Origin of the sequence: Streptomyces shenzhenensis, assembly GCF_021462265.1 — a bacterium.
Lineage (GTDB): Bacteria > Actinomycetota > Actinomycetes > Streptomycetales > Streptomycetaceae > Streptomyces > Streptomyces shenzhenensis.
The window spans coordinates 34,843-55,928 of the sequence record NZ_JAJONF010000057.1; the positions used below are offsets into that span (position 1 = coordinate 34,843).

Below are 21,086 nucleotides of genomic sequence, written 5' to 3' on the forward strand. Positions count from 1 at the left end.
GCGCCTCCTGACCGCGCCCGCAAGCCGACGTGCCGCCCGCCGGCGCGTGCGGCCCTTCTAGGGTGGGGGAGAGATCGTCGCCGCTACCAAGGAGTGCACGTGGAGATCGTTGCGTACGGAGTTCTCGTGGACGAGCAGCCGCTGCTGCACGCAGCGTTCGACACCGCGATCGACGACCGTCACGAACTGCGCTGTCTGGGGCTGTTCCTGAACCGGGACACCGCCCCGACGGCGGCCGGCCACGAGGTGGTGCTCAGCAGTGTCAACGACACGCTGGACGCCGAGGTGCTGCGCGCGCTGGCCGAGGGCGGCACCCGGATGATCGCCCAGCGGGCCACCGGCTACAACAACATCGACCTGACCGCGGCCAAGGAACTGGGGCTGACGGTGGCCCGGGTGTCGTACTACTCGCCCTACTCGGTGGCCGAGTTCGCCTGGACGCTGGCTCTCGCCGTCAACCGCCGTATCGTCAGGTCCGCGCACCGCACCCGGGAGTTCGACTTCCGGCTCGACGGGCTGATGGGCCGCGACCTGCGCGGCCGGACCGCCGGGGTGGTGGGCACCGGCAAGATCGGAGCCGCGTTCGCGGCCATCGCGCGCGGCTTCGGAATGCGGTTGCTCGGCTGGGACATCGCCGAGAACCCCGACTGCGTCGCCCTGGGCATGGAGTACGTCGAGCGGGAGCAGCTGCTCGCCGAGGCGGACCTGGTCAGTCTGCACGTGCCGTTGCTGCCCGCCACCCACCACCTGCTCGACGCCAGGACACTGGGGCTGATGAAGGACGACGCGATCCTGATCAACTCCAGCCGCGGCGGCCTGATCGACACCGGCGCCCTGCTGGAAACCCTGCGCGCCGGCCGGCTCAGCGGGGTCGGCCTGGACGTGTACGAGGAGGAGGCGGGGGTGTTCTTCCTCGACAAGTCGCTTGAGGTGATGACCGACGAACGCCTCGCACGGCTGATGACCTTCAGCAACGTCCTGGTCACCTCGCACCAGGCGTACTTCACCCGGGACGCCGTCAGCCAGATCGCCGAGACCACCGTCGCCAACGTCGCGGACTACCTCGCCGGCCGCACCGGCGACAACACCCTCGTCCCTCCGCCCGCCCCCTGAGTTCCCGCAGAGCGGCCTCTGGGCCGGCCGCGCCGTCCGGCCCGCCGGACGAGCAGACCCGCCGTGTCGGATGCCGGGCCTCCGCTTCTTGCGCACTCACACAGGACCCGAGCGTGACCCTGCCCCGGACGGGGAGCGCCGTCCCCCGGTCCGCCGGCTGGCGGATCATGGCGAGAGCGCGCCCGTGCTTCCGGCTTAGATTGGCGGGACCTGCGGGGACCGGAAAGGACTGGCGTAAAGCCCGTGACATCGGAGATCGACTACAAGGCGCTGTTCACGGCCACGCCCAGCCCGTACCTGGTGCTCGGCCCCGATCTGGTGGTCGTCGACGTCAACGAGGCGTACCTGCGCGTGACCGGCCGGAGTCGGCAGGACCTGGTCGGGCACTACCTCTTCGAGGTCTTCCCGGACAATCCGGCGGACCCGAGCGCGGACGGGGTGCGCAACCTGGAGGCCTCGCTCCACCGGGCACTGCGCTCGAAAGACCCCGACAGGATGGCGGTGCAGAAGTACGACATCTCCGTCCCCGGCAGGCCCGGTGTCTTCGAGGAGCGGTGGTGGTCGCCGGTCAACACCCCCGTGCTGGGCCCGGACGGACAGGTCGCGTGGATCATCCACCGGGTGGAGGACGTGACCGAGTTCGTGCTGACCCACACCGGCCGCCCGTCCGGCGGCGGGCGCGAGGCGCTCGGCGGGCGGAAGGCGATGGAGGCCGAGCTGTACGCGCGGGCGCGGGAACTGCTGCGGCTGAACGAAGAACTGCGCCAGGCCCACGCCCGCGAGCGCCAGGTCGCCGTCACCCTGCAGGAGGCCATGCTCCACTCCCCGGATCTGACCCGGCATCCCGATATCGCGGTGCGCTACCTGCCCGCTGCCGGGTCCTTGAACGTCTGCGGTGACTGGTACGACGTGGTCGACCTGCCCGGTGACGGTTTCGCCGTCGCGGTCGGCGACGTTGTCGGGCACGGCCTGGAAGCCGCGGCCGTCATGGGCATGCTCCGCAGCGCGCTGTCCGCCGTGGTCCGGGCACTGCGCGAGCCGGCCAGGTCACTGGAGGTCCTCGGCCTGTACTCCCGTTCCGTCGACGGAGCGCTGGCCACCACCGCCCTGCAGGCGGTCATCGACTCCCGCGACCGGCGGATCACGTACAGCAGCGCCGGTCACCCACCGCCCGTCCTGCTGCACCCCGACGGCACCTGCGACCTGCTGGACCAGGCCACCGATCCGCCGCTGGGCGCGCGCCCCCAGCACGCCGCGCGGCTCCAGGCCAGCCTGTCCTACCGCACCGGTGACACCCTCGTTCTGTATACCGACGGGCTCATCGAACGCCGCGGCGAGGACATCGACGCCGGCCTGCACCGGCTGACGGACACCCTGGCCGGCTATGGCCGGTACGGCACTGAGCGCCTTGCCGACGCCCTGCTGGCCCGCCTCGGCGTGGTCAGCGGCGCCCGCGACGACATCGCCCTGATCATCGTGCGCCTGTGACCCCGGCGGCAGACCGCCGCTCGTCCGGCCGGCACACTTCGCCGGCGGGAGCCCGCTCGTCCGACCGACCGGGGCAGGAAAGAAACGGAAACTCATCCCCCAGGAAGCGCGCGGTCGCCGAGGACGCGCGTCTGTGCGAGCTCCGCCGTGCCACGGCCCACGCCGAAGACCGAACCCGCCCGCGGCTTCGGTGACGTGACCGCCGCCGCGCATCGCGGCGGTGCGGCCGGCCGAGGACGCGCAGGGTCCTACTGCGCGGTGCCATCCTCGATCAGGCGGCGATGGAGCTCCTGGGTCATGGCATGGATCGCGCGCGTCAGTTCGGTGTTGGTCTTGAGCTCCAGCTCCTCCTCCACGAAGTCATGATCGGCTTTCAACTGCTGGAAGGCCGCCTGCCGGTTCTGGCCGATCATGACGAACGTGGACAGGAAGATCGCCTCCAGCGACACCACCAGCGTCAGCGACGGCCACGGACTGGCCTCGAAGAACAGCATCCACACCGCGAAGACGACCGCATGCACGTAGACGAACGGCATCGAGCCCGCGAACCGGGTGATGGCGTCGGCCGTGCGCAGCTGGACGTCCTCCGTACGGTGCTTGCGATGCGCCACCACCGCCGGGTGATGCCGGTCCATACTGTGCTGCTGCACGGCCATTCTCAGCGCCTCTCACATAGCGGTGCCGGTATTCCCGCGGCCCTGCCGAGGGCAGGAGCGGAGAACCGGCGATTCCCCGCAGCCTAGAGAGGCGACTGGCCGCGCTCGCAGTGGCCCTCCCTCCTCGGCCCACTCACCGACGAGCGCCTGCCACCACTGCCCGCCAGGGCCTCAGGCACAGACGACGGCGCCCCAGGCCCTTTCCGCGCGGACCTCGACAGCGCGCCACCACCACAGGCATGAACTCCAGGCAGGGGGTAGACGCGAGGACACGCCCCTTCCGGGGGCATCCTCGGGCGCCGACCGGGGCCCGGCGACCCGCAAGCCGGGCGGGCGGCTCGCGGCATCGGTCACCGGCCGAGAACGGCCTGGCCGGGCGGGCCGCTCGCCAGGCACGACACCGAGCTCCGGAGGCGAGCATGGCATTGCCGAGCTACACCATCGATGGTTACCGGATCATCCGGGTGAACGAGGTCGTCGACCTCGCCAATGCCGATGACCTCGCCACGGAAGCCGCCGCCCTGATCCGGGACTGCGACGAGCGGACGGTGATCGTGGACTTCGACTGCCCGCTGCTGACCACGGACGGCGTCGTGTTCCTCGAACGCGTCCACGCAGTGGCGGAGCGGTGCGGCCGGACGCTGCGGGTCGCGGCCGGCCACCGCATCAGCCGCAAGGTGCTGCGCATCACCGGCGCCGATCACCTGCTCGACGTCCGCCCCGACCTGCCCACCGCGTTGGGCGCTGCCTGATCACGAAAAGGGGCGGGAAGGACCATCCGCTTCTCGCGGATCCTGATTGCGCGGTGCGCGGTGTCGGCCGCTGCTTCCCCGCCTCTGTGTCCGGTCCTTTCCGCCGGTCCTCATACAACCGCCTCGCGCCGCGGCACTAGGAGGGCCGAGCGGTCCCCTCTCCTGGTCCGCTCGGCCCTCGGGCGTCGTCGCGGCGGCAGGTCAGGCTGGCGACGACGCCCACCACCCCGTCGACCCGGTACGTCATCTGGATCGCCACGGGGATGTCGCTGCGGTGCTCCAGGCACCCTTCCAGCGTGACCATGCCGTCCCGGACCGACACCGTCACGGCGTTCGCAGCCGGGCCCAGGCCGCGGCTCAGCGCGTCGGCGACGACATCCCGGCGGATCTCCTCATCGGTACGCAGGAACACCCGCAGCAGGTCGCGGCGGGTGGTGATACCGATCAGCCGGTCCTCCTCGTCCACGACCGGGAGACGCCCGACGCTGTGGCGTTCCATCACACGTGCGGCATTCGCGACCTGCTGTTCGGGGTGCACCGTGATCGCGGGAGTGGACATCAGATCGCCCGCGGTGGTCACACCCGCGCCGGCCGGGTACCCCGCTGCCGGCCTCGGCAGCCGAGGAGCGCGGCTGCCGGCGGACGGGGCCGCCTGGTGACGGATCAGATCGGTCTCGGAGACCACGCCGACGACCTTGTCGTCGTGGTCGACCACGGGCAGCCCGCTGATCCGGTGCCGGTCCAGCAGCCGCGCCACCTCTTTGAACGGTGTCTCCGGGCGGGCCCGGACGACCTCACGGGTCATCACTTCACCGACGATGCCGGGCATCATGCCCCCTTCCTTCCCCGTCCGTCGTCCACGACCGGGGTGCGACGGAGTAGTGCTGCGGCCGACCGCCTGACTGCGTGGGCCGTGGCGGCCCGCGGCGGGCATCGGATGCCGGAACGCACGGGCACAGATCGGCGGTAGCAGCCCCTTCGGACCTCGTCCCGGAGAGCCGACTGCTGGTGTCTGGTCAGCTTGCCTCGCGGACGGCAGCAGGAGGCAGGGCCGACCGGCCCTGAGCACAGGACCGAGCCGCCCCGCCGCCCAGGGGACGGGTGGCCGAGAGGCCAAGGGCACAGGGGAGGCGCGACACCGTGGATCGCCTCTGCCGGCGCTTCCCCGGCGCGTGCCGCAGCCTGGTCCTGGGGATGACGGTCGGATATCAGGTCTTCGCGACGGTGAGCAGCACCGCGGCGTCCTCCACCGCCTGCAGGCTGTGCCGGGCTTCTGGGATGGTGATCAGGTCGCCGGTGCGGCCCTCCCAGGAGGTGTCCCCGCTGCTGAGACGGACGCGTCCGCGCAGCACCAGCAGGGTCGCCTCACCGGGGTTCTCGTGCTCGGCGAGCACGGTGTCGGCGGTCAGCGCGAGGAGGGTCTGGCGCAGGACGTGTTCGTGGCCGCCGTAGACGGTGGCGGCGCTGCGTCCGGTGGAGGCGGCCGTGGCGCGTTCCAGGTGCTCGCGGACCAGTGCGTCCAGTGAGAGTTTCTGCATGGTGACAAGCCTCCATGGGAGAGAGCGGTGACCGCCGACGCGCCGTACGGGTGACGGGCAGCAAGCGCCTTAGGGGCGCCGGTGGCGGAGAACCGGCGTCCGGCGATCGAGCCGATGACGTCGAAGATCGGTGTCTGGATGGTGCCGCGGGCGGGCAGAGCGGCCATGACCGGCTTGCCGCCGCGCCGCAGACCGCCGTCACGCCACGTGCTCGCTCTCCGTCACCCTCACGCCCGGGTGACGGGCAGGGGCTGCGGCGTGCTCGTCCCGGAACCCGGTCAAGGAGACCGGCGCAGCTCCCGGGCCACGCGGGCCAGGTTCACTCCGTAGCCGATGCCGAACGCGTGCGGTGTGAAGAAGGCATCGCTGTCGGGATCCCAGAACTCGCGGACGAGCCTGTGCAAGGTGGGCCGCCGGAAGTCGTACGGCAGCCCGGCGATGCGCCCGGTCCAGGTCCGCTCCTGCGGCGGTTGTCGCAGCTCCTTCGCCACCGCTGCGGCGACAAGCGCGCCGACGGCAGCGAGAACCACTCGCTCGCGTAGTCGTCTGTTCATGGTCAAACCGTAGGGCGGCGTGCAGGCCCCGGCCAAGGCGACGGCTCAGCACGACCGGCTCACGCACAACGGTCGGGCGTCGGGCGGTGGTCCGTGTGGCCTGGGCCCGCTCGCCCGGGCCCGGGGCCGGTCAGGCTGCGGAAGGCTTCGCTGATCCGGTGGGCTCGGGGGCGGGCAACATGGTCAGCAGCATGACGCTGGGCTCGATGGCACGCACGGTGTGCGGCAGCCGGGCGGGCAGGTGGATCCAGCTCCCCGGTGTCGCCTCGGTCTTCTCGTCGCCCAGGACGAGGTCGAGGCGGCCCTGGACGACCTGGATGACCACGGGCAGGGCGGAGGTGTGCTCGGTCAGTTCCTGGCCCGCGGCGAAGGCGAAGCCGACCACGCGCAGGCGGTCGTCGCGGTACAGGACGCGGCTGAGCGTGCCGTCCTCGGGCACGGCGAGTTCGGCGGCCAGATCGGTGATCACGGTGGCGGGCACGGGATGCCTCCTCAGGCTCGGGTCGGGGTGGGGACGGCGAGCAGACTGATCGCGCCGAGGTGGGTGCTGTGGCGTTGGAACACGCGGCGCATGTGCAGTAGACGGCGCAGGGCGGCCGGGTCCCGCAGCGCCCGGCCGGCGATGCCCAGGGCCGGGACCAGCCCTTCGTCGTCGATCAGCCGGCGCGGTTCGAGCAGTGCCATCGGCGCCGTCCTGCGAGCGGTGACGGTGAATCCCTCCGAGGTGAGGAGTTCGCTCCAGGCGGCGGGGGTGAGGGGTCGGGTGCCCACGTGGATGGCGCCCCGCAGGTCCGCGGTGATCCGGTCGGCGAGCGCCGGGTCGAGGCCGTCGGGCAGCAGACACATCTCGTGGATGGCGTAGCGGCCGGTGGCGTCGTCGAGGAGACGGCGTGCTTCGCGTACGACGCGCCGCTTGGCAGGCTCGGGCTGCATCGTCAGCATCGCCTCCCCGTACACGACGGTGGCATCGCCGTCCGGCAGCCCGGTGTCCGTGGCGTCCGCCCGTACCGCGCGCACCTCGGTCGGGCCGGGGGCGGTGAGAGCGCTGAGCGCGGCGACGGCGGCGGCGTCGCGGTCGACGGCGGTGTAGGCGGCCGGACGGCGGGTGAGGGTCAGCCGGGCGGTGGCTCCCAGGCCCGCGGCCAGCTCCACCACCCGGTCCTGCGGATCCACGCCCAGGGCGTCCAGCATCCACCGGGTCAGCTCCACACCGCCGGGGCGCAGCACGCGCTTGCCCAGCCTGGCCAGCAGCCAGTGGCCGGGCATGCGGGCGGCGTCGAGTCCGGCGCCGGGAGGGGAGATGCGGTTCCGCGGAATTCGCTGGTCCGTCGATGCCATGCCCCTGCCTCGCTCTCTGCCCACAGCGGACTGCTCACATCTGACTGCCCACATCGGAACTATTAGGTGAACCTAACTTGAAGTGCGGGTCCGGGGCGGGGGCCGAAGGTCCCGATTGCGGGGGCCGGTGGGCCAGTCTCGGCGGGACACTGACCAATCGAAGAAAGCGAGCAGATGGTGCTCAGCGGTGCCGGGCGGTACGACGGCGGGCCTCGGTGCGGGCCTGGGGTGCGGGCACCGCGAACACCTGGGGAACGGATACGCGCCGGCCTTGACCGCCCTGGCGCGCGGCACACACCTGTCCCGCTACCGCTACCGCTACCGCTACCGCTACCGCCCGGTCCTGGCGCGCCGACCGGATCAAGGGCCTGTCGGCCCAACGGGAGGGACTGTTCGGCCGCCGCGCCGGCCCGTCCCGACTGCGCATGCTGATCAGCGACCGATCCGGAGGTATCCCGTGTACTACTGCAACCGGCATCAGTGCGGCTGTCTCCACCGCCGTCCTCCGTCAGGGGTGCTGCGCACGGTCCGGGCCGGTCACCGTCCGGCCGCCCGTCACGTCTGCCCTGACTCCCGGGCGGCCGGACGCAGTCTCAGGGCACTGGGCAGGGCGGTTCGATGAACGCTGCCGACCGTGCCGTTCGCCTTCAGCGGCACGATGCCGGGGAACGGCCGTTCATCGTCATCTGGGAGTCCACCCGGGCCTGCCCGCTGGCCTGTCTGCACTGCCGGGCCGAGGCCGTGCCCGACCGTGACCCGCGCGAGCTGGACACCGCCGCCGCCAAGGACCTGCTGGACCAGGTCGCCGCCTTCGGACAGCCGGCCCCGCTGTTCGTGATCACCGGCGGCGACCCGTTCCAGCGCCCGGACCTGACCGACCTCATCGCCTACGGCAGGCAGATCGGCGTCCGGGTCGCCGTCTCCCCCTCGGGCACCCCGACGCTCACCGAGGAGCGACTGCGCGCCGTGCGCGCCGCGGGTGCGTCGGGAATCTCGCTCAGCCTGGACGGCTCCACCGCGGAGGTCCACGACACCTTCCGCGGGGTGCCCGGCGTGTTCCGCTGGACCCTGGACGCCTGGGACACCGCCCGCGCCCTGGGCATGAAGGTGCAGATCAACACCACGGTCGCCCGGCACAACCTGCACGACCTCCCTGACATCGTCCGCCTGGTCGCCGACCACGGCGCGATGCTGTGGAGCGCGTTCTTCCTGGTGCCCACCGGACGCGGCCGCGGTCTCGGCGCGCTGACCCCGGCCGAGGTGGAGGACGTGCTCAACTTCGTCTACGACGTGGGCCTGACCGTGCCCGCCAAGACCACCGAGGCCCACCACTTCCGCCGTGTCGCCCTGCAGCGCCGGATCCTCGCCGACGCCGGCGACGACCACGTGGCGGTGCTCGGACTCGGACCGCTCTACCGGGAACTGCGCGAGCGGGCCGCCGAGTCGGGCCTGGACACGCGAGTGCGCCGGGTGCGGCGCCCGCCGCTGGACGTCAACGCGGGCCGCGGCTTCGTCTTCGTCTCGCACACCGGCACCGTGCACCCCAGCGGCTTCCTGCCGCTGAGCGCCGGCAGCGTGCGCGAGTCGCCGCTGACGTCGATCTATCGCACCTCACCGCTGTTCACCGCGCTGCGGGCACCCGGCATGCTCCAGGGCCGGTGCGGGGCGTGCGAGTTCCGCCGGGTCTGCGGCGGCTCGCGGTCGCGGGCCTACGGCGTGACCGGCGACCCGTTCGCCGAAGAGCCCTGGTGCGGCTACCAGCCCGGTTCCTTCCCGTACCAGCGGGAGCTGGCCGGGCTGCTGTCCGGTGACGGCGACGAGGAATCGCCCGTTCGTCCCCGTCAGGCCGCCGCCCCTGGCGGCAAGGGACACCGTGTACGGCAAGAACGATGACCCGGCCGTGGGCGGAGTCCGCCCACCAGCAGGTTCAAGGCGTCCGGCCTGCGCGGTCGGCATCTGGCCACCGCCCTGCCCGCCACCTGATCGGCTGACCGATCCGCTCGGCGCGGACGGCCAGCCGTCGGACCCTGGTCGTTACGAGGCCGTCGCACGCCGGCACGGCCCGACCCGCGGGCGGCGGCCCTCCCACGACAGAAACGGTGCCATCCGCACCTGCTGATCAGATTCGGCTTCGGCCGCACGCCGCGGGCACCCGGGCACTGCGCTGGTCGTCCCGCGGGACCGCCCGCGCCGCTGCCGGAACGAACTGGGCAGGCGGCCTCTCGCGGCGCCGTACGAAGGAACACGGCGGACACGCCGGCCGCCCCGGTCCGCCGCCAGGACGGTTGCCGGACAGAGGAAACCGGGCACGGGCGCCCGGCCGGCCGCCGCCACCCGCACCGCCGATCGCGACCGCCGCTTCACATCGGCTCAGCGGACAAGCCGGATACACGGCCGTACGGATGCGCGGCCTGGGCCGGTCTGTCCGCCGGCAGGGACTGATGGCCCATGCCGTCCGCGAGCCCGGATGCGGACAGTGGTCGAGGGATGCCGTTGGGGCAGGCCAGGGGCCCGCCGTACGCGAGTGCTCCCGGTGGCGCCGTACCACCATGCAGAGGGAAGGGACGAACAACATGGTCCAGCCGTTGAAGCCGAAGAGCGACAGCTCCCCATCAGGTGCCCCGGTGGCCGGCCGGGCCTGGCTGATGCTGGCCCTGGCCACCGTCGGCTTCGCCGTCAACTTCTGGGCCTGGGCGCTGCTGAGCCCGCTCGGCCCGCGGTTCAAGGACTTCCTCGGCCTGTCCTCGTTCCAGCAGTCGCTGCTGGTGGCCGTCCCGGTCGTGGTCGGCTCCCTGGGCCGTATCCCCGTGGGCGCGCTGACCGACCGGTTCGGCGGCCGGATCATGTTCCCGATCGTGTCCGGGGCCACCATCGTGCCGGTGCTCTACCTCGGCCTGGCCGGGCACTCCTCCCTCGCGGCCCTGCTGGCCGGCGGGTTCTTCCTCGGAATCGGCGGCACCGCCTTCGCCGTCGGCGTGCCCTTCGTCAACGCCTGGTTCCCGCCCGAGCGGCGGGGCCTGGCCATCGGCGTCTTCGGCGTCGGCATGGGCGGCACCGCGATCAGCGCCCTGACCACCGTCAAGCTGGTCGACGCACACAGCATGTCCACCCCGTTCCTGATCACCGCGGCGGTGCTCGCCGCCTACGCCGTGGTCGCAGGGCTCCTGCTGCGCGACGCCCCCGGCCGCACGGTGCCGACCGAGTCGCCGGCCCGCCGCCTGGCGGCCACCTTCAGGCTGGGCATCACCTGGCAGGCGTCGGCCCTGTACGCGGTGGCCTTCGGCGGCTATGTGGCCTTCTCCGTCTACCTGCCGACCTACCTCAAGACCGGCTACGGCCTGACTCAGGCGGACGCCGCGAACCGGATGGCCGGGTTTGTGCTGCTGGCGGTGGCGATGCGGCCGGTCGGCGGCTGGCTGTCCGACCGTATCGGCCCGGTGCGGGTGCTGGCCGGCTCGCTGGCCGTGGTGGCCGTCGGCGCGGTGGTGCAGTCGCTCGCTCCGTCGCTGGCACCGGTGGGCACGATCGCCTTCCTGGCCATGGCCGGCGCGCTGGGCGCGGGCAGCGGGGCGACCTTCGCCCTGGTGGCCCTGCTGACCCCGGCGAACCAGGTCGGCTCCGTCACCGGCGTGGTCGGCGCCGCGGGCGGCCTGGGCGGGTTCGTGCCGCCGCTGGTGATGGGCTCGCTGTACGGGCAGTACAGGACGTACGCGGCGGGCCTCGTCCTGCTCGCGATCGTGGCCGCCGCGGCGCTGGGCTTCACCCTCACCGGTGTCCGCTCCACCGTCCAGGGCGGCGACCGGGCTCCACGCACCGGCCGTGGACAGCGGCACCGCAGGGCACACCCCACGACGTGAGACCACGCGACCGACGACGACGGAACCCACAGGCAAGGAGAGACCTCGATGTGTGAGTACTGCGGCTGCCAGTCCCTGGCGTCCATCGACGAGCTGACCCGTGAGCACGACGAGGTCGTCCGTCTGATCAGCCACCTCCGCCCCGCCCACGAGGCCGGTGACGTGGCCCGGACGGCCGAGATCGCCCGCGAGATCGCGACCGTGCTCGCCCCCCACACGCAGGTCGAGGAGCACGGCCTGTTCCCCGCGATGGCCGCCGACTTCCCCGAGCAGATCGCCGCGCTGGAAGCCGAGCACCGCAGCGTCGAGTCGGTTCTGGCCGAGGCCGCCGACGGCACCACGCCCTCGGATCCGGCCTGGCCGCACCGCCTGATGGAGGTGATGGCGATGTTGCGCAACCACATCCTCAAGGAGCAGGACGGCGTCTTCCCGGCCGCGCTCGCCAACCTCGGCACCGAGGAGTGGGAAGCGGTCGAGAAGGTACGCGCCGAGGCCGGCAGTGCCCTGCCCCCGCCGGCTGCCTGACCGCTCACGCACTCGGCCGTCACCACGGCGGCCCGGTCCCCGCACCGGCTGGGCCGCCGTTCGGCTGTCCGGCCGATCCGCGACGGATCCTCAAGAACGATCGAGGTCGGAGGCCCGCGCTTTCCTGCCGCCGGCCTCCGTCGGAGTCGCCGCTCGGCGGCCCCGGGAAGTCAGGACCTGGCGAGAGTCAAGCCGTGACAGGCTTCCTCGATCCAGCCGAGGGGGACCCCGCTGGGCAGAGCGCCGGCACGCAAGTCGGCTGTCAGCGCGTCCCAGTTGTCATAGCCGTGGGCCTTCGCTGTCGAGTCCCTGACCCTGGTCTCATGCGGAGGTGTCACCTCCGTGCGGTTCCTCTTGTGATCCTTCAGCCGGTGAACCGCATGCCACAGCATCACTTCCGTCTCGAACTGCCTGAAATGATGAATCTTGTCCATCAGATTTGCGGAAAGTGACGGAATGTCCAGGAAGAGGCGCGCGAGAGCCGGCTCGACCGAGGAATTCCGGGACAGCTTCGACTCGCTTCCGGTGGTCAGTCCTGCGAAGTCGAGCTGTTCGGCCAGCAGGAACCGGATGTATTTCTGATACCGGCCGGTTCCGAAGACGAACGGAGGAAGTGACAGATCGAGTTCTTCACGGCTGTGGCCGAGAAGCGGGTCGTGCGAGGAGTATCGCGGCCCTTGGCTGAACCGGCGGCCGTTTCCATCGGCAGGTGCCCCGTCGGGCAGGAGCGACAGAAAGCGAACAGCCCTCAGCGCGTCCACCCTCTTGATGTCGACGGAGGCCGCGACTTCACCTGTCACGCCACTCGGGTCGTCGATCCCGGCCTTCTTGAACAGAAGCCGCCAGACCCGGTCGGGATAGTACGATTCGGCGGCGACCCGGTGAAGCTCCACACCCTGGGACCGGGTGATCAGCTTGAGACCGTACAGCTTTCTGATCGCCGCACGGATATTGACCAGGGCGACGCTCACCGCCGAGTGGCCGTCGTCGGGATCCGTCGCGACCACCACGGGGTCGTCCGAATCGAAGAGGCCGGACCGGTACATCCTGTAGACGGCTCCGACACCGTGGACGCCGACGGGCCAGCATTCCGCGGCCCGTATGGCCCCCATACTGGACGCCCCGACGATCTGGGCGCCGTCGCGAGCCACCTCGACGACCTCTCGTGGTGACACCGGGAGCACCTGCGAAAACGATCCGTCGATGATGAGGATCCGTGAGCTCCCGCTTTCTCTGGCCCGGTAGACGTCGCCGCGCTTCGCGGGGGGAAGGACCTGCGCCTGCGGCAGAAGGGCCTGTGCCTCGCCCGGCGGCAGGGACGGCCCGGTGAATATGGTGGTCTTCATGGCTCAGATCACCGATTCCAGCAGGCGGAGGGTAGGGGTGCGCGAACTCTCACCGTAGGGAGACGCGAGGCCCGGAATCAGGACACGAACCACCGGCACGCCGAGATCCCCGCGGGTAAGTTCTGTCACCAGGCACTTTTCGTGTCCCGCGTCCCGCAGTCGGCCGACGACCGTGTGTATGTTCTGCAGGATGCTGCCGCTGCCGTCCTTGGCCTGCGGGAACGCCAGGGAGCCGGGGTTCCGGTAGAGAGAGTCGATCCGCTTCAACTCGGCCGGCCTGCGCCGGGCGCGCCCGGTCTCGAACACCTCTCGCGCGCCCGTGGCGAAGCTGGCGTGACCTTGGCACGCCTCGGTGAGAGCACGAAGCAGCGCCCGTTCGGGCTGGAGGTCGGCCCCGTACCCGGGGAAGTAGGTCACCTTGCCCTCCTGCCCGAAGTATCCGTCGTCGAAAAGGACGACCCGGATGACCGGAACGTCGATCACGTTGGTCAGATCCTGTATCCGGACGACCAGACCCTGACCGCTCAGCGTGTCGATGAGCTCTTTTGCGGTTCCGGCCGGAACCGACTCCGGTGATATGACCCGCAAAGGCCGACGAGGAGAGAAAAGCGGATCGTGGTGAGCGGAGTAGAACGCTTCCTCCGACACCGCGTCGCGCTCGACGAGCTCACAGACCGCGTGGAGGACCGCCTCTGAATACGTGTTCCCGGAGGCGAGCCCGTTGGTCTCGATCCGAGCCGTCATGCCTTCCGTGGAGGGATTGAGGACGAGGTCGGTCGGCACCAGATGATGGCTCCCCTGCGCCAGGTCGTACGCTCCCGTCCAGGAGAAGACGGCGTCGGGCCGGTACGTGGTGTCCTGCGGCAGGCTGAACTCCTCCGGATCGACCGCAGCGGCGGGAGCGAGTTCCCTGTAGGAACCCCTGACGATCCGGCGGGCCGGAATTTCCTCGGCCGAGACTCGCTCGATCGCCTCCATGACGGCGCTGAGCTTCGCCGCGATCGGCGTCGCCCCCTTTCCCGCGCTCACCGTCAGGTCTTTGGCGAGAGGGGTCACGGCCGACCACACGGGGGAGCTGATGTAATCCAGGGGGGTGGTGTCGTACACGCGCGTGACGGGGACACGAGGCAGCAGCGGTTTCAGGGAGTCCCACGTCTCCTCGAAACTTCTGGCGTGTCCGGCCTCCGAACTTTCCGCATCAGGCTGAAAGCTGTCCGGGCGCAGGGCTGTCAGGCTGTTCGGTTCGACCATCATCGTGATGCCTTGTCTGGAAGCGGGGATCGACGGGAACGCGGACCGCCGCGCGTCGCTGCGGTTCAGGAGCCGGCGGAGCGGGCCGGCCGGGGGCGCCGGTCGCCGGTCCACGCGGCCCTGCCGGCGCTCGTCAGGGCACAGGGGACCGCGACGGCCCGGTCCCGCGCCCCCGCGGCCTGCCTCAGGCGTCCCGCGTGACCACGAGGTCGTCGGCGAAACGCGCCCCGAAGTCCCCCTTCCACACCGCGGTCAGCCGGGGCAGCTCCTCCAACAGGCCGGTCGACGCGAGTTGCAGCATCATCTCCCTCATGACCTGCCGCGTGAGTCCGGCGGCCAGACACGCGTGCCGGCCCCGCCCGAAGGCGACATGGCGAGCCCCGGTCCGGTCCGCACGGAAGGTGCCCGGGTCGGCGAACCGCCTAGGGTCGCGGTTGGCCGCCACGAGTACGAGGACCACGCGCGACTCGGCCCGTACGGTGTGACCGTGCAGGGTCAGATCGGACAGCGCGCGCCTGGTGGCCAAGTGGAAGGGCGTGACCAGCCGCAGCGCCTCGTCCACGGCCCCGTCGATGTCTTCCTTCAGGTCGACGGCGGCGCTCTCCGGGCCGGTCAACGCCTCCAACAGGCGTGCGACAGCCGCCGCGGTGGGTTCCAGCGCGCCACTCACCAGCTGGGCGTATATCGCGGTCGCGTCCAGAAGATCCAACGTCCCGTCGGACAGGCCGCGGCTCAGCGCCGAGGCGAGGACCCCCAGGGGAGCCGCGCAGCGCTGCGCGACGAGCCCGGTCAGCTCGTCCAGGGCCTCTTCCGCGAGCCGCCCGATGCCGGGGTCGTACGTCTCGATCGGCCCGACGGCCAGGATCCGGGTGGCGCAGTCCGCGAGCTGTGCCAGGCCGTCCGGCTCCTCGTCGAGGAGATCGCCCAGGCCGGCTGCCAGAGCCGGCCTGACGACATCGGCGAACAGCCTGTCAGGCGTCACCGTGGAACCGGTCGCCGCGACGGAATCCGCCATCGCGGCGACCATCTGCCGGACGGCGGCGGGCGTGAACAGCGGCAGGAGCAGCCGCCGCATACCGGTGTGCCGCGGCGGATCGGAGAACACGGGCCAGCGGTCGATGAACTCCGTCACCCGCCAGTAGGTGTTCTCCTGCTCTTCCGTCAGCGAGGGCGGGCAATAGGTTTCCACCTGGGCGCCGAGCCGGGGATCAGGGAGAAGTTCGTACACATCGTCGTATCGCGTCACGTACCACGTGTTCGTGCTCTCGTCCCAGCGCACACCGTGCGACTCACGCAGTTCGTCGAACCACTTGACCGGTTCCGCTTCCCGGTCCGTCGGGATCTGCGGCACCGTGGTCTCCGCCGTTACGTTGTCCATCACAAACCAACCCGTTCAATTCACGCGCTTCATAAGGCTGCCCGAGTACCGGGGGAGGGGGTCACAGGAGAGATCGGTCGGCGAGCAGATAGCTCGTCAGCTCCTGTCGCGCTTCTGCCGACTCCGGCACGGCCGCATACGTCGTGGTGATCTGCCGCCGCTTGTCGGCACCGCCGAACGACGCGTGGTAGGAGTGCGGATCGAAGGCGATGAGGTCACCGGGGGAGGAGGCGACGGTGAAGGCCGGCACCTCGGCGGGCCGCATCCCGAGGCGGCGCAGCGGGTTCTCCATCTCCGCGGCGAACAAGTCCCAGCTCCCGCCTCTGCGGTGGGTGCCGGGAATGATCCGCAGCGCTCCGGTGTCGCCGTCGAGCGGCTCCAGGTACTGGACGATCTTGAGGAGCCGCAGAGCGCGGTGGTTGCCGTCCCGGTGCCAGTAGGTGGCACCGTCGTAGCGGACTCCGTCGCCGCCGACGTAAACGACGTCCGTGCCCAGCAGCCCGCGGGCCACCCGAGGACACCGGTCGTCGGCCAGGAGCACCTTCTGGAGCACCTCGCTCCGCTCGGCGATCCGGGCGACGCCCGCCCGCCCCTGCCGGCCGACCTGCGGGAAGTTCTCGAAGACGTCTTCGAAGGCGTCGGAGACGGCCGGCACCACGTCGTTCTGCACGCCGCGCAGGTGGAGGAACCCGAACGTCCTGAAGCGGGTGACCTCGGCGTCGGTCACCGACAAAGAGGAGAGTCTCATCCGATGGGCACCGATCCGGAGACGTAGCGGTTGAGGAAGTAACGACGCGTGTCGCGCTGTTCGGTCTCGGTCACCGGGTCACCGACACAGTTGAACGCCAGTTGCCGTCGTATGTCGCCGTGCCATGCCGAGTGCAGGACGTTCGTGTCGAAGACGATGACGTCACCGGGCTGGGACTCGACGACCACCGAGGGAACGTCGCCACCGGCGAGACCGAGGTCCTCCCCATGCCTGATGACGTGCCGGGTCGGTTCCCCGAGCCAGCCGTTGTCGGCTCGATGCGAGCCGGGGAGGAAACGCAGGGCACCCGTGTCGTGCGCGGTGGCATCCAGGTACAGAACGAAACGCAGGAACGGCGTGGTGTAGAAACCGTCCGAGTGCCAGTACGAGTCGCCGACGAGCGCGTTGGCATCGCTGGTGATGACCTCGTGGTTGCGTTCGAAGAATGCCCCGCAGATCGCGCCCACCCACGCCGACCCGGAGATCAGCCCCAGCTCGGGCATCTCGTTGAGGGCGTCGAACCTGGTGACCCTCTCGTTCGGCGTACCGTCCGCCGGCAGATCGATCAGCCGGCCGAAAGCACGCTGCAGTTCCTCCACGGTGTCCGCGGCGGCCCCCCGGAGGTGGGCGAATCCGAACACCCGCAGCTGCTGCGCGACCTCCGCCTCATCGAGTGACATGGGACCCTCCGGGTGCGGAGTGCCGAGCAGCGGACGTGAGCCAGGCCGGCCCCGCCTCGTAGTCGTCCAGCTGCTCCTTGGTCCGAGGGCCGACGACCACGGCTTCGGGGCGGTAGATCTCGTGAATCTCGGAGATCCTGGCGGCGATCGCCTCCGCCCTGCGCTCGGGCGGTACCGCCCGCAGCCGAGACCCGCCCGAGAAGAGACTGCGGACCACGAGACGGTAGTCGGCGAGGAGGCGCGTCACGTTCGTGTCCTGCGGATCCAGCTGGTCCGCCTCGCACATGACCACGCTGCCGACAGGCAGCCTGCCGGCGATCTGCGGCAGACTCACGTCCGGCAGGAGCACACTGACGCCCACCAGATCCGCCTGCCCCGTCTGTGAGCAGTGCCTGGCGAGCCCGGCGAAGTCGATGTCCGACACCCGCCTCGGCTCCGGATTGTGCACGAAGGCGACCTCGACGTGGTCGCGCCCGAGCCGCTTCAGGCTGCCCTGCAGCGACTTGGCCATTCCTTCGAGGCTGTAGTCCAGGGTGGGCAGGGGAGTGGTGGTGTCGATCCCGATCTTGGTCCAGACCGACGCGTCGTCGGGAAGGTGCGCGCCGAGGTCCTCCTCCGCTCTCCCGCGGGCATACACGGGCGAGGTGTCGAACGTGGTGAAGCCGCGGGCGATCGCGCCCTCGACGAACTCCCGGCCCTCGTCCGCGTCGCGGCCCAGCACCATCAGGCCGTTGAAGGACCCCGAGCAGCGCATGGTGCCGACCACCACGGACGGCTGATCCTGCATCGTGTTCATGGACAACTCACCCTTCGTGGGATTCCGAACGGCAGATCGCCATGCAGGCCAGACCGGTGGTCGGTGGTTCGCAGAACGACTGCTCGAGCGCTTCGCCGATCTCCTGCCGCGACGCGAAGACCGACACCTGCTGAGAGCTGTCGTAGGGGCAGCGGCGCAGGAAGCCGTCCGCGGACAGGTACAGCCGCGCGGACTGGCAGGACCGGACGACCGGGCCGCGCAGCCACTCGTGGTAGTCCGACACCACTGTCCTCAACTGCTCCGACATGCCGAAGAACGTGTCGATCAACGCCAGGTCGCGCTTGAGGTGGGGATTCTCGAAACGGAACGTCGGCGACGGCAGCAGCGGGCTGACCTCCACCGGGACATCGGCCGTCTCCACCACCGAGACGATGGCCTTCAGGTCGTCTTCGTCCAGCTCGTATGCGGTGACATGCAGGCTCGCCCGACGGTGTCCCAACGCCTCGAAGACCTTCGACGTCGAGGAGATCGTCCGGCCGGTGCGGCCGATTTCGTCCGCTCTGCGACTGTCGGCGGAGACGGTGACGTGACTGAGCATGCCGGCGACACCGGCGAGGGCATCGAGTCGCGGGCCGGTCCTGGCGGCGGTGACCACCGAGGTGCGAAAGCCGAATTGGAGTCCGACGCGCACGAGCTGACGGAACTCCGGGTGGTCGGTCGGCTCACCGCCGGACAGGCACAGCTCCTCCACGCCGAGTTCGTGGAGCCGCGACAGTGCCCGGGCGTAGGTGTCGAGGCTCAGGACGTCGCGTCCGACATCGGCCCGGAAGCAGAACCGGCAGTTCACTTCGCAGTTGTCGGCGGTCGAGACGAGCACTCCGCGGAGTGCTCCGAGGCTGTCGGTCACTGCAACCCCGTCTGGTCGGTGAGGGCGAGTTCGAGACCCACCTGGAAGAAGTCGCACATCTGCGGGTCGGGCTCGGGGTTGTTCCGGAGCGAGACGTCGTTGCGGGACGGACCACCGCAGACGGCAGCGGCGGGGCACTCTGCGCACTCCTTCGCCGGCAGGAGGTTCTTGGCGGCTCCCGCCAGCAGTTCAGGCTGCTCCCGAAGCCGGCTGATCGGGAAGACGAACGAGTCGTCGCGCCAGTTCAGGTCGAGGATGGAAATGCGCCCGCGGGACAGCAGAGCCGCGTTCAGGCCACCGTCCTGCTGGATGTGCTCGTACATCTTCGGCAGGCGGGTGTCCAGGGCCTGATAGATGCGGTCGAGCGAGGAGAACAGCATGGCACCGCGGGACAGCGCCAGAAGCCGCGAACGGAACACCGCGCGGCACAGCGCCTCGCCGTCGACGTGCCAGCGGCCGGAGATCGGAATGGGGGTGTTGACGTAGATGAAGTTGATGCCGAGGGACAGCACGTACTCGACGGTGTCCGGCAGGTTGCTCACATTGAGCGGCGTGGGGGTGAGGTTGCAGCCCACGTGCACCCCGGCATCGATCAGCCGCTGGATGTTCCGGTGGATCCGTTGGTCCGCGGGCTTGCCCGACAGCAGGAACCGCTCGACCTTGTTGTCGTCCGGAGCCCCGTCGAAGGAGACGCCCACGCCGTACTTGAACTTCTTGAAGTGCTCGATCATGGGGTCCTTGATCAGGACACCGTTGGTGACGACGGTGAACTGCACACGCCCCACGCCGTGCTTCTCGGCGAGTTCGAGAGCGTACTCGTCTCCGTACTGCATCAGGTCGAACCGGGTGGTCGGCTCACCGCCGAACCACTGAATGGTGACCTCCTCCTGGCCGGCGTTCTGCTCGAAGAGGTACTCGAGTCCTTCGCGGAGCTCGGGGATGGTGATGTCGTCGGCGCCGGTGTTGGTGTCCACGAAGCAGTACGTGCAGGTCATGTTGCAGCGGTCGGTCACCACGATGCGGTATCCGCTGATCCGCGGCGGCTTTCCGGTCATGCCCAGCTTGTTGATCCGGTCGAAGATGAGATCACGCTGAGGTGCGGCCGGCGGCTCGGAAGTGAAGCCCAGCTGTTTCATCTCCGCCAGGATCTGGGGCTCGTTGTCGCGGATCCGCTTCATCTCATCGGCGGTGAGACTCGCGCTCCCCAGGGAGACGGGATCGAAAACAATTCCCTCCGCCCCCTGAGCGACCAGCAAATACTTGTTCCAGAGTCGATCGGCATCGTTCGTCACGGTGAACTCCTAAAGAAACGGAACCAGCCATGCGTCGGAACGAACCGCACAGCGAGAAGCCCACTGCGGTGCCACCGTCGCTTGCCGATGACACCGCAGCAGGATGGATCGATCAGTCTTCTTGCGCGATGTTCGCGTCCTTCAGCACACCCTGAACGATCTCGGTGTAGTGCTTCTTGAGATGCTCGGTGTTCTCGGACGTCGCACCGTCGGCGAGGACGATGATGCCGGGCAGCGACGGGTTGGGCGCCATGAGAACGATGCCCGGCGGGTCAAGGCTGATCGCCATGACGGCGTCCTCGACCGGCACCCACTCGATCCGCTCCTTGACGGCGTCCATCACGCTGACCTGCTTGGCCTTGAAGTCTTCGCGCTCGCCGAACCACACGCCCGACTTACCGCGCGATCCCACGGCGTCGGCGTAGATGAGGTGGTTGTCCTTCTGTTCGCGAGGTTTGGGCATTCAAACGCCTCCTAAGAAAGGGCCGAATTCGGTCCGCGCTGTCCCGGAGCTGAATCAATGACTGCTCCACGGCTTTTTGTGCGCCTATTGCGACCGCTGGCTCTTATCCTCGCACGCCGGGGAATATGCGTGGTCCATCCCTGGTATATTCGACGTGCGCCTCGCCTTTTCGGTATTCCCGCTCCATCGCGAGGGCGATTTTAGCGACGTGACGCGATGTGCCGATATGGGCCGGCGACCGGTACCGTCACTGTTCGTCCGTCGGTGCGGAGCCGCCCGGCAGATTATCGAGGATCCGGCTGACATCTTTGGCATCGGGCAGACCGAGACCGGTGAAGAGTTCGTGCGCCTTGCCGAGCTGGACACGGGCGGTGCCGATGCCGCCGCGATCGGCCTCGGCCTGGCCCAGGACCATCAACGCGTAGGCGTGGTCCCGTACGGCT

General features: G+C 70.0%; 22 protein-coding genes. 6 read left to right on the forward strand and 16 right to left on the reverse strand.

The features are described from left to right. The first annotated feature begins 99 nt into the window (after positions 1 to 99). The gene (locus LQ326_RS41585) at positions 100 to 1,113 is read left to right on the forward strand and encodes a 2-hydroxyacid dehydrogenase (RefSeq protein ID WP_234544273.1); all 1,014 of its coding nucleotides are present in this window, start codon (positions 100 to 102) and stop codon (positions 1,111 to 1,113) included. Between the two features lie 243 nt (positions 1,114 to 1,356). Beyond that, the gene (locus tag LQ326_RS41590; protein ID WP_234544274.1) at positions 1,357 to 2,601 is read left to right on the forward strand and encodes a SpoIIE family protein phosphatase; all 1,245 of its coding nucleotides are present in this window, start codon (positions 1,357 to 1,359) and stop codon (positions 2,599 to 2,601) included. A 248-nt stretch (positions 2,602 to 2,849) separates the two neighbouring features. On the opposite strand, the gene LQ326_RS41595 is transcribed toward LQ326_RS41590, so the two are convergent. Then, positions 2,850 to 3,257 carry a DUF1003 domain-containing protein gene (locus LQ326_RS41595; protein ID WP_234544275.1) on the reverse strand — a complete coding sequence of 136 codons (408 nt, stop codon included), beginning with the start codon at positions 3,255 to 3,257 and terminating at the stop codon, positions 2,850 to 2,852. Between the two features lie 419 nt (positions 3,258 to 3,676). Here LQ326_RS41595 and LQ326_RS41600 point away from each other — a divergent pair, with 419 nt between their 5' ends. Continuing rightward, positions 3,677 to 4,009, forward strand: coding sequence for an STAS domain-containing protein (locus LQ326_RS41600; RefSeq protein WP_234544276.1), 333 nt, complete (start codon positions 3,677 to 3,679; stop codon positions 4,007 to 4,009). 136 nt (positions 4,010 to 4,145) lie between these two features. Here LQ326_RS41600 and LQ326_RS41605 read toward each other — a convergent pair whose 3' ends face one another. The 5 genes from LQ326_RS41605 to LQ326_RS41625 all read right to left on the reverse strand — a co-directional run bounded on the left by LQ326_RS41605 (position 4,146) and on the right by LQ326_RS41625 (position 7,439). After that, positions 4,146 to 4,841: a CBS domain-containing protein gene (locus LQ326_RS41605; protein WP_372497094.1), complete on the reverse strand. Its 696-nt coding sequence runs from the start codon at positions 4,839 to 4,841 to the stop codon at positions 4,146 to 4,148. A 376-nt stretch (positions 4,842 to 5,217) separates the two neighbouring features. Continuing rightward, positions 5,218 to 5,547, reverse strand: a complete 330-nt coding sequence (locus LQ326_RS41610; protein WP_234544277.1) for a cupin domain-containing protein — start codon at positions 5,545 to 5,547, stop codon at positions 5,218 to 5,220. 278 nt (positions 5,548 to 5,825) lie between these two features. Then, positions 5,826 to 6,101 carry a DUF5808 domain-containing protein gene (locus LQ326_RS41615; RefSeq protein WP_234544278.1) on the reverse strand — a complete coding sequence of 92 codons (276 nt, stop codon included), beginning with the start codon at positions 6,099 to 6,101 and terminating at the stop codon, positions 5,826 to 5,828. A gap of 130 nt (positions 6,102 to 6,231) precedes the next feature. Further along, positions 6,232 to 6,582: a cupin domain-containing protein gene (locus LQ326_RS41620; protein ID WP_234544279.1), complete on the reverse strand. Its 351-nt coding sequence runs from the start codon at positions 6,580 to 6,582 to the stop codon at positions 6,232 to 6,234. An 11-nt stretch (positions 6,583 to 6,593) separates the two neighbouring features. Continuing rightward, positions 6,594 to 7,439 carry a methyltransferase domain-containing protein gene (locus LQ326_RS41625; RefSeq protein WP_234544280.1) on the reverse strand — a complete coding sequence of 282 codons (846 nt, stop codon included), beginning with the start codon at positions 7,437 to 7,439 and terminating at the stop codon, positions 6,594 to 6,596. Positions 7,440 to 8,057: 618 nt separating this feature from the next. Here LQ326_RS41625 and LQ326_RS41630 point away from each other — a divergent pair. The 3 genes from LQ326_RS41630 (at position 8,058) to LQ326_RS41640 (ending at position 11,821) form a co-directional block, all read left to right on the forward strand. Then, complete coding sequence (locus tag LQ326_RS41630; RefSeq protein WP_234544281.1) at positions 8,058 to 9,332, forward strand: TIGR04053 family radical SAM/SPASM domain-containing protein; 1,275 nt, start codon at positions 8,058 to 8,060, stop codon at positions 9,330 to 9,332. Between the two features lie 752 nt (positions 9,333 to 10,084). Continuing rightward, positions 10,085 to 11,296: an MFS transporter gene (locus LQ326_RS41635; protein ID WP_234544296.1), complete on the forward strand. Its 1,212-nt coding sequence runs from the start codon at positions 10,085 to 10,087 to the stop codon at positions 11,294 to 11,296. Positions 11,297 to 11,344: 48 nt separating this feature from the next. Continuing rightward, positions 11,345 to 11,821 (forward strand): hemerythrin domain-containing protein, encoded by a 477-nt coding sequence (locus LQ326_RS41640; RefSeq protein WP_234544282.1) that lies wholly within the window; start codon positions 11,345 to 11,347, stop codon positions 11,819 to 11,821. 170 nt (positions 11,822 to 11,991) lie between these two features. Here the strand turns inward: LQ326_RS41640 and LQ326_RS41645 are convergent, their stop codons facing one another. From LQ326_RS41645 to LQ326_RS41690, 10 genes are all read right to left on the reverse strand, one after another. After that, positions 11,992 to 13,167 carry a TfuA-like protein gene (locus tag LQ326_RS41645; RefSeq protein ID WP_234544283.1) on the reverse strand — a complete coding sequence of 392 codons (1,176 nt, stop codon included), beginning with the start codon at positions 13,165 to 13,167 and terminating at the stop codon, positions 11,992 to 11,994. 3 nt (positions 13,168 to 13,170) lie between these two features. Then, entirely contained in the window at positions 13,171 to 14,421 is a 1,251-nt protein-coding gene (locus LQ326_RS41650) for a YcaO-like family protein (protein WP_234544284.1), read from the reverse strand. Between the two features lie 181 nt (positions 14,422 to 14,602). Further along, the gene (locus LQ326_RS41655; RefSeq protein WP_234544285.1) at positions 14,603 to 15,796 is read right to left on the reverse strand and encodes a cytochrome P450; all 1,194 of its coding nucleotides are present in this window, start codon (positions 15,794 to 15,796) and stop codon (positions 14,603 to 14,605) included. A 61-nt stretch (positions 15,797 to 15,857) separates the two neighbouring features. Next, entirely contained in the window at positions 15,858 to 16,523 is a 666-nt protein-coding gene (locus LQ326_RS41660; RefSeq protein ID WP_234544286.1) for a phytanoyl-CoA dioxygenase family protein, read from the reverse strand. Positions 16,524 to 16,540: 17 nt separating this feature from the next. Next, entirely contained in the window at positions 16,541 to 17,224 is a 684-nt protein-coding gene (locus LQ326_RS41665; protein WP_234544287.1) for a phytanoyl-CoA dioxygenase family protein, read from the reverse strand. Continuing rightward, positions 17,211 to 18,020 carry an aldo/keto reductase family protein gene (locus tag LQ326_RS41670; RefSeq protein ID WP_234544288.1) on the reverse strand — a complete coding sequence of 270 codons (810 nt, stop codon included), beginning with the start codon at positions 18,018 to 18,020 and terminating at the stop codon, positions 17,211 to 17,213. Before LQ326_RS41670 ends, LQ326_RS41665 begins: the two co-directional genes overlap by 14 nt. A gap of 7 nt (positions 18,021 to 18,027) precedes the next feature. Beyond that, entirely contained in the window at positions 18,028 to 18,888 is an 861-nt protein-coding gene (locus LQ326_RS41675) for a radical SAM protein (RefSeq protein WP_234544289.1), read from the reverse strand. After that, entirely contained in the window at positions 18,885 to 20,180 is a 1,296-nt protein-coding gene (locus tag LQ326_RS41680) for a radical SAM protein (RefSeq protein WP_234544290.1), read from the reverse strand. The genes LQ326_RS41675 and LQ326_RS41680 overlap by 4 nt, the downstream gene beginning before the upstream one ends. A gap of 112 nt (positions 20,181 to 20,292) precedes the next feature. Further along, the gene (locus LQ326_RS41685; protein WP_075029623.1) at positions 20,293 to 20,643 is read right to left on the reverse strand and encodes a hypothetical protein; all 351 of its coding nucleotides are present in this window, start codon (positions 20,641 to 20,643) and stop codon (positions 20,293 to 20,295) included. A gap of 247 nt (positions 20,644 to 20,890) precedes the next feature. Further along, the coding region (locus LQ326_RS41690) for a hypothetical protein (RefSeq protein ID WP_234544291.1) at positions 20,891 to 21,086 on the reverse strand (196 nt) is incomplete at its 5' end.

What these genes read in the sequence shown, in the direction of transcription:
- LQ326_RS41595 (WP_234544275.1), bottom strand. Translation starts at nt 3,257, where the DNA reads ATGGCCGTGCAGCAGCACAGTATGGACCGGCATCACCCGGCGGTGGTG.
- LQ326_RS41600 (WP_234544276.1), top strand. Translation starts at nt 3,677, where the DNA reads ATGGCATTGCCGAGCTACACCATCGATGGTTACCGGATCATCCGGGTG.
- LQ326_RS41605 (WP_372497094.1), bottom strand. Translation starts at nt 4,841, where the DNA reads ATGATGCCCGGCATCGTCGGTGAAGTGATGACCCGTGAGGTCGTCCGG.
- LQ326_RS41610 (WP_234544277.1), bottom strand. Translation starts at nt 5,547, where the DNA reads ATGCAGAAACTCTCACTGGACGCACTGGTCCGCGAGCACCTGGAACGC.
- LQ326_RS41615 (WP_234544278.1), bottom strand. Translation starts at nt 6,101, where the DNA reads ATGAACAGACGACTACGCGAGCGAGTGGTTCTCGCTGCCGTCGGCGCG.
- LQ326_RS41625 (WP_234544280.1), bottom strand. Translation starts at nt 7,439, where the DNA reads ATGGCATCGACGGACCAGCGAATTCCGCGGAACCGCATCTCCCCTCCC.
- LQ326_RS41630 (WP_234544281.1), top strand. Translation starts at nt 8,058, where the DNA reads ATGAACGCTGCCGACCGTGCCGTTCGCCTTCAGCGGCACGATGCCGGG.
- LQ326_RS41635 (WP_234544296.1), top strand. Translation starts at nt 10,085, where the DNA reads ATGCTGGCCCTGGCCACCGTCGGCTTCGCCGTCAACTTCTGGGCCTGG.
- LQ326_RS41640 (WP_234544282.1), top strand. Translation starts at nt 11,345, where the DNA reads ATGTGTGAGTACTGCGGCTGCCAGTCCCTGGCGTCCATCGACGAGCTG.
- LQ326_RS41645 (WP_234544283.1), bottom strand. Translation starts at nt 13,167, where the DNA reads ATGAAGACCACCATATTCACCGGGCCGTCCCTGCCGCCGGGCGAGGCA.
- LQ326_RS41650 (WP_234544284.1), bottom strand. Translation starts at nt 14,421, where the DNA reads ATGATGGTCGAACCGAACAGCCTGACAGCCCTGCGCCCGGACAGCTTT.
- LQ326_RS41655 (WP_234544285.1), bottom strand. Translation starts at nt 15,796, where the DNA reads ATGGACAACGTAACGGCGGAGACCACGGTGCCGCAGATCCCGACGGAC.
- LQ326_RS41665 (WP_234544287.1), bottom strand. Translation starts at nt 17,224, where the DNA reads ATGTCACTCGATGAGGCGGAGGTCGCGCAGCAGCTGCGGGTGTTCGGA.
- LQ326_RS41670 (WP_234544288.1), bottom strand. Translation starts at nt 18,020, where the DNA reads ATGAACACGATGCAGGATCAGCCGTCCGTGGTGGTCGGCACCATGCGC.
- LQ326_RS41685 (WP_075029623.1), bottom strand. Translation starts at nt 20,643, where the DNA reads ATGCCCAAACCTCGCGAACAGAAGGACAACCACCTCATCTACGCCGAC.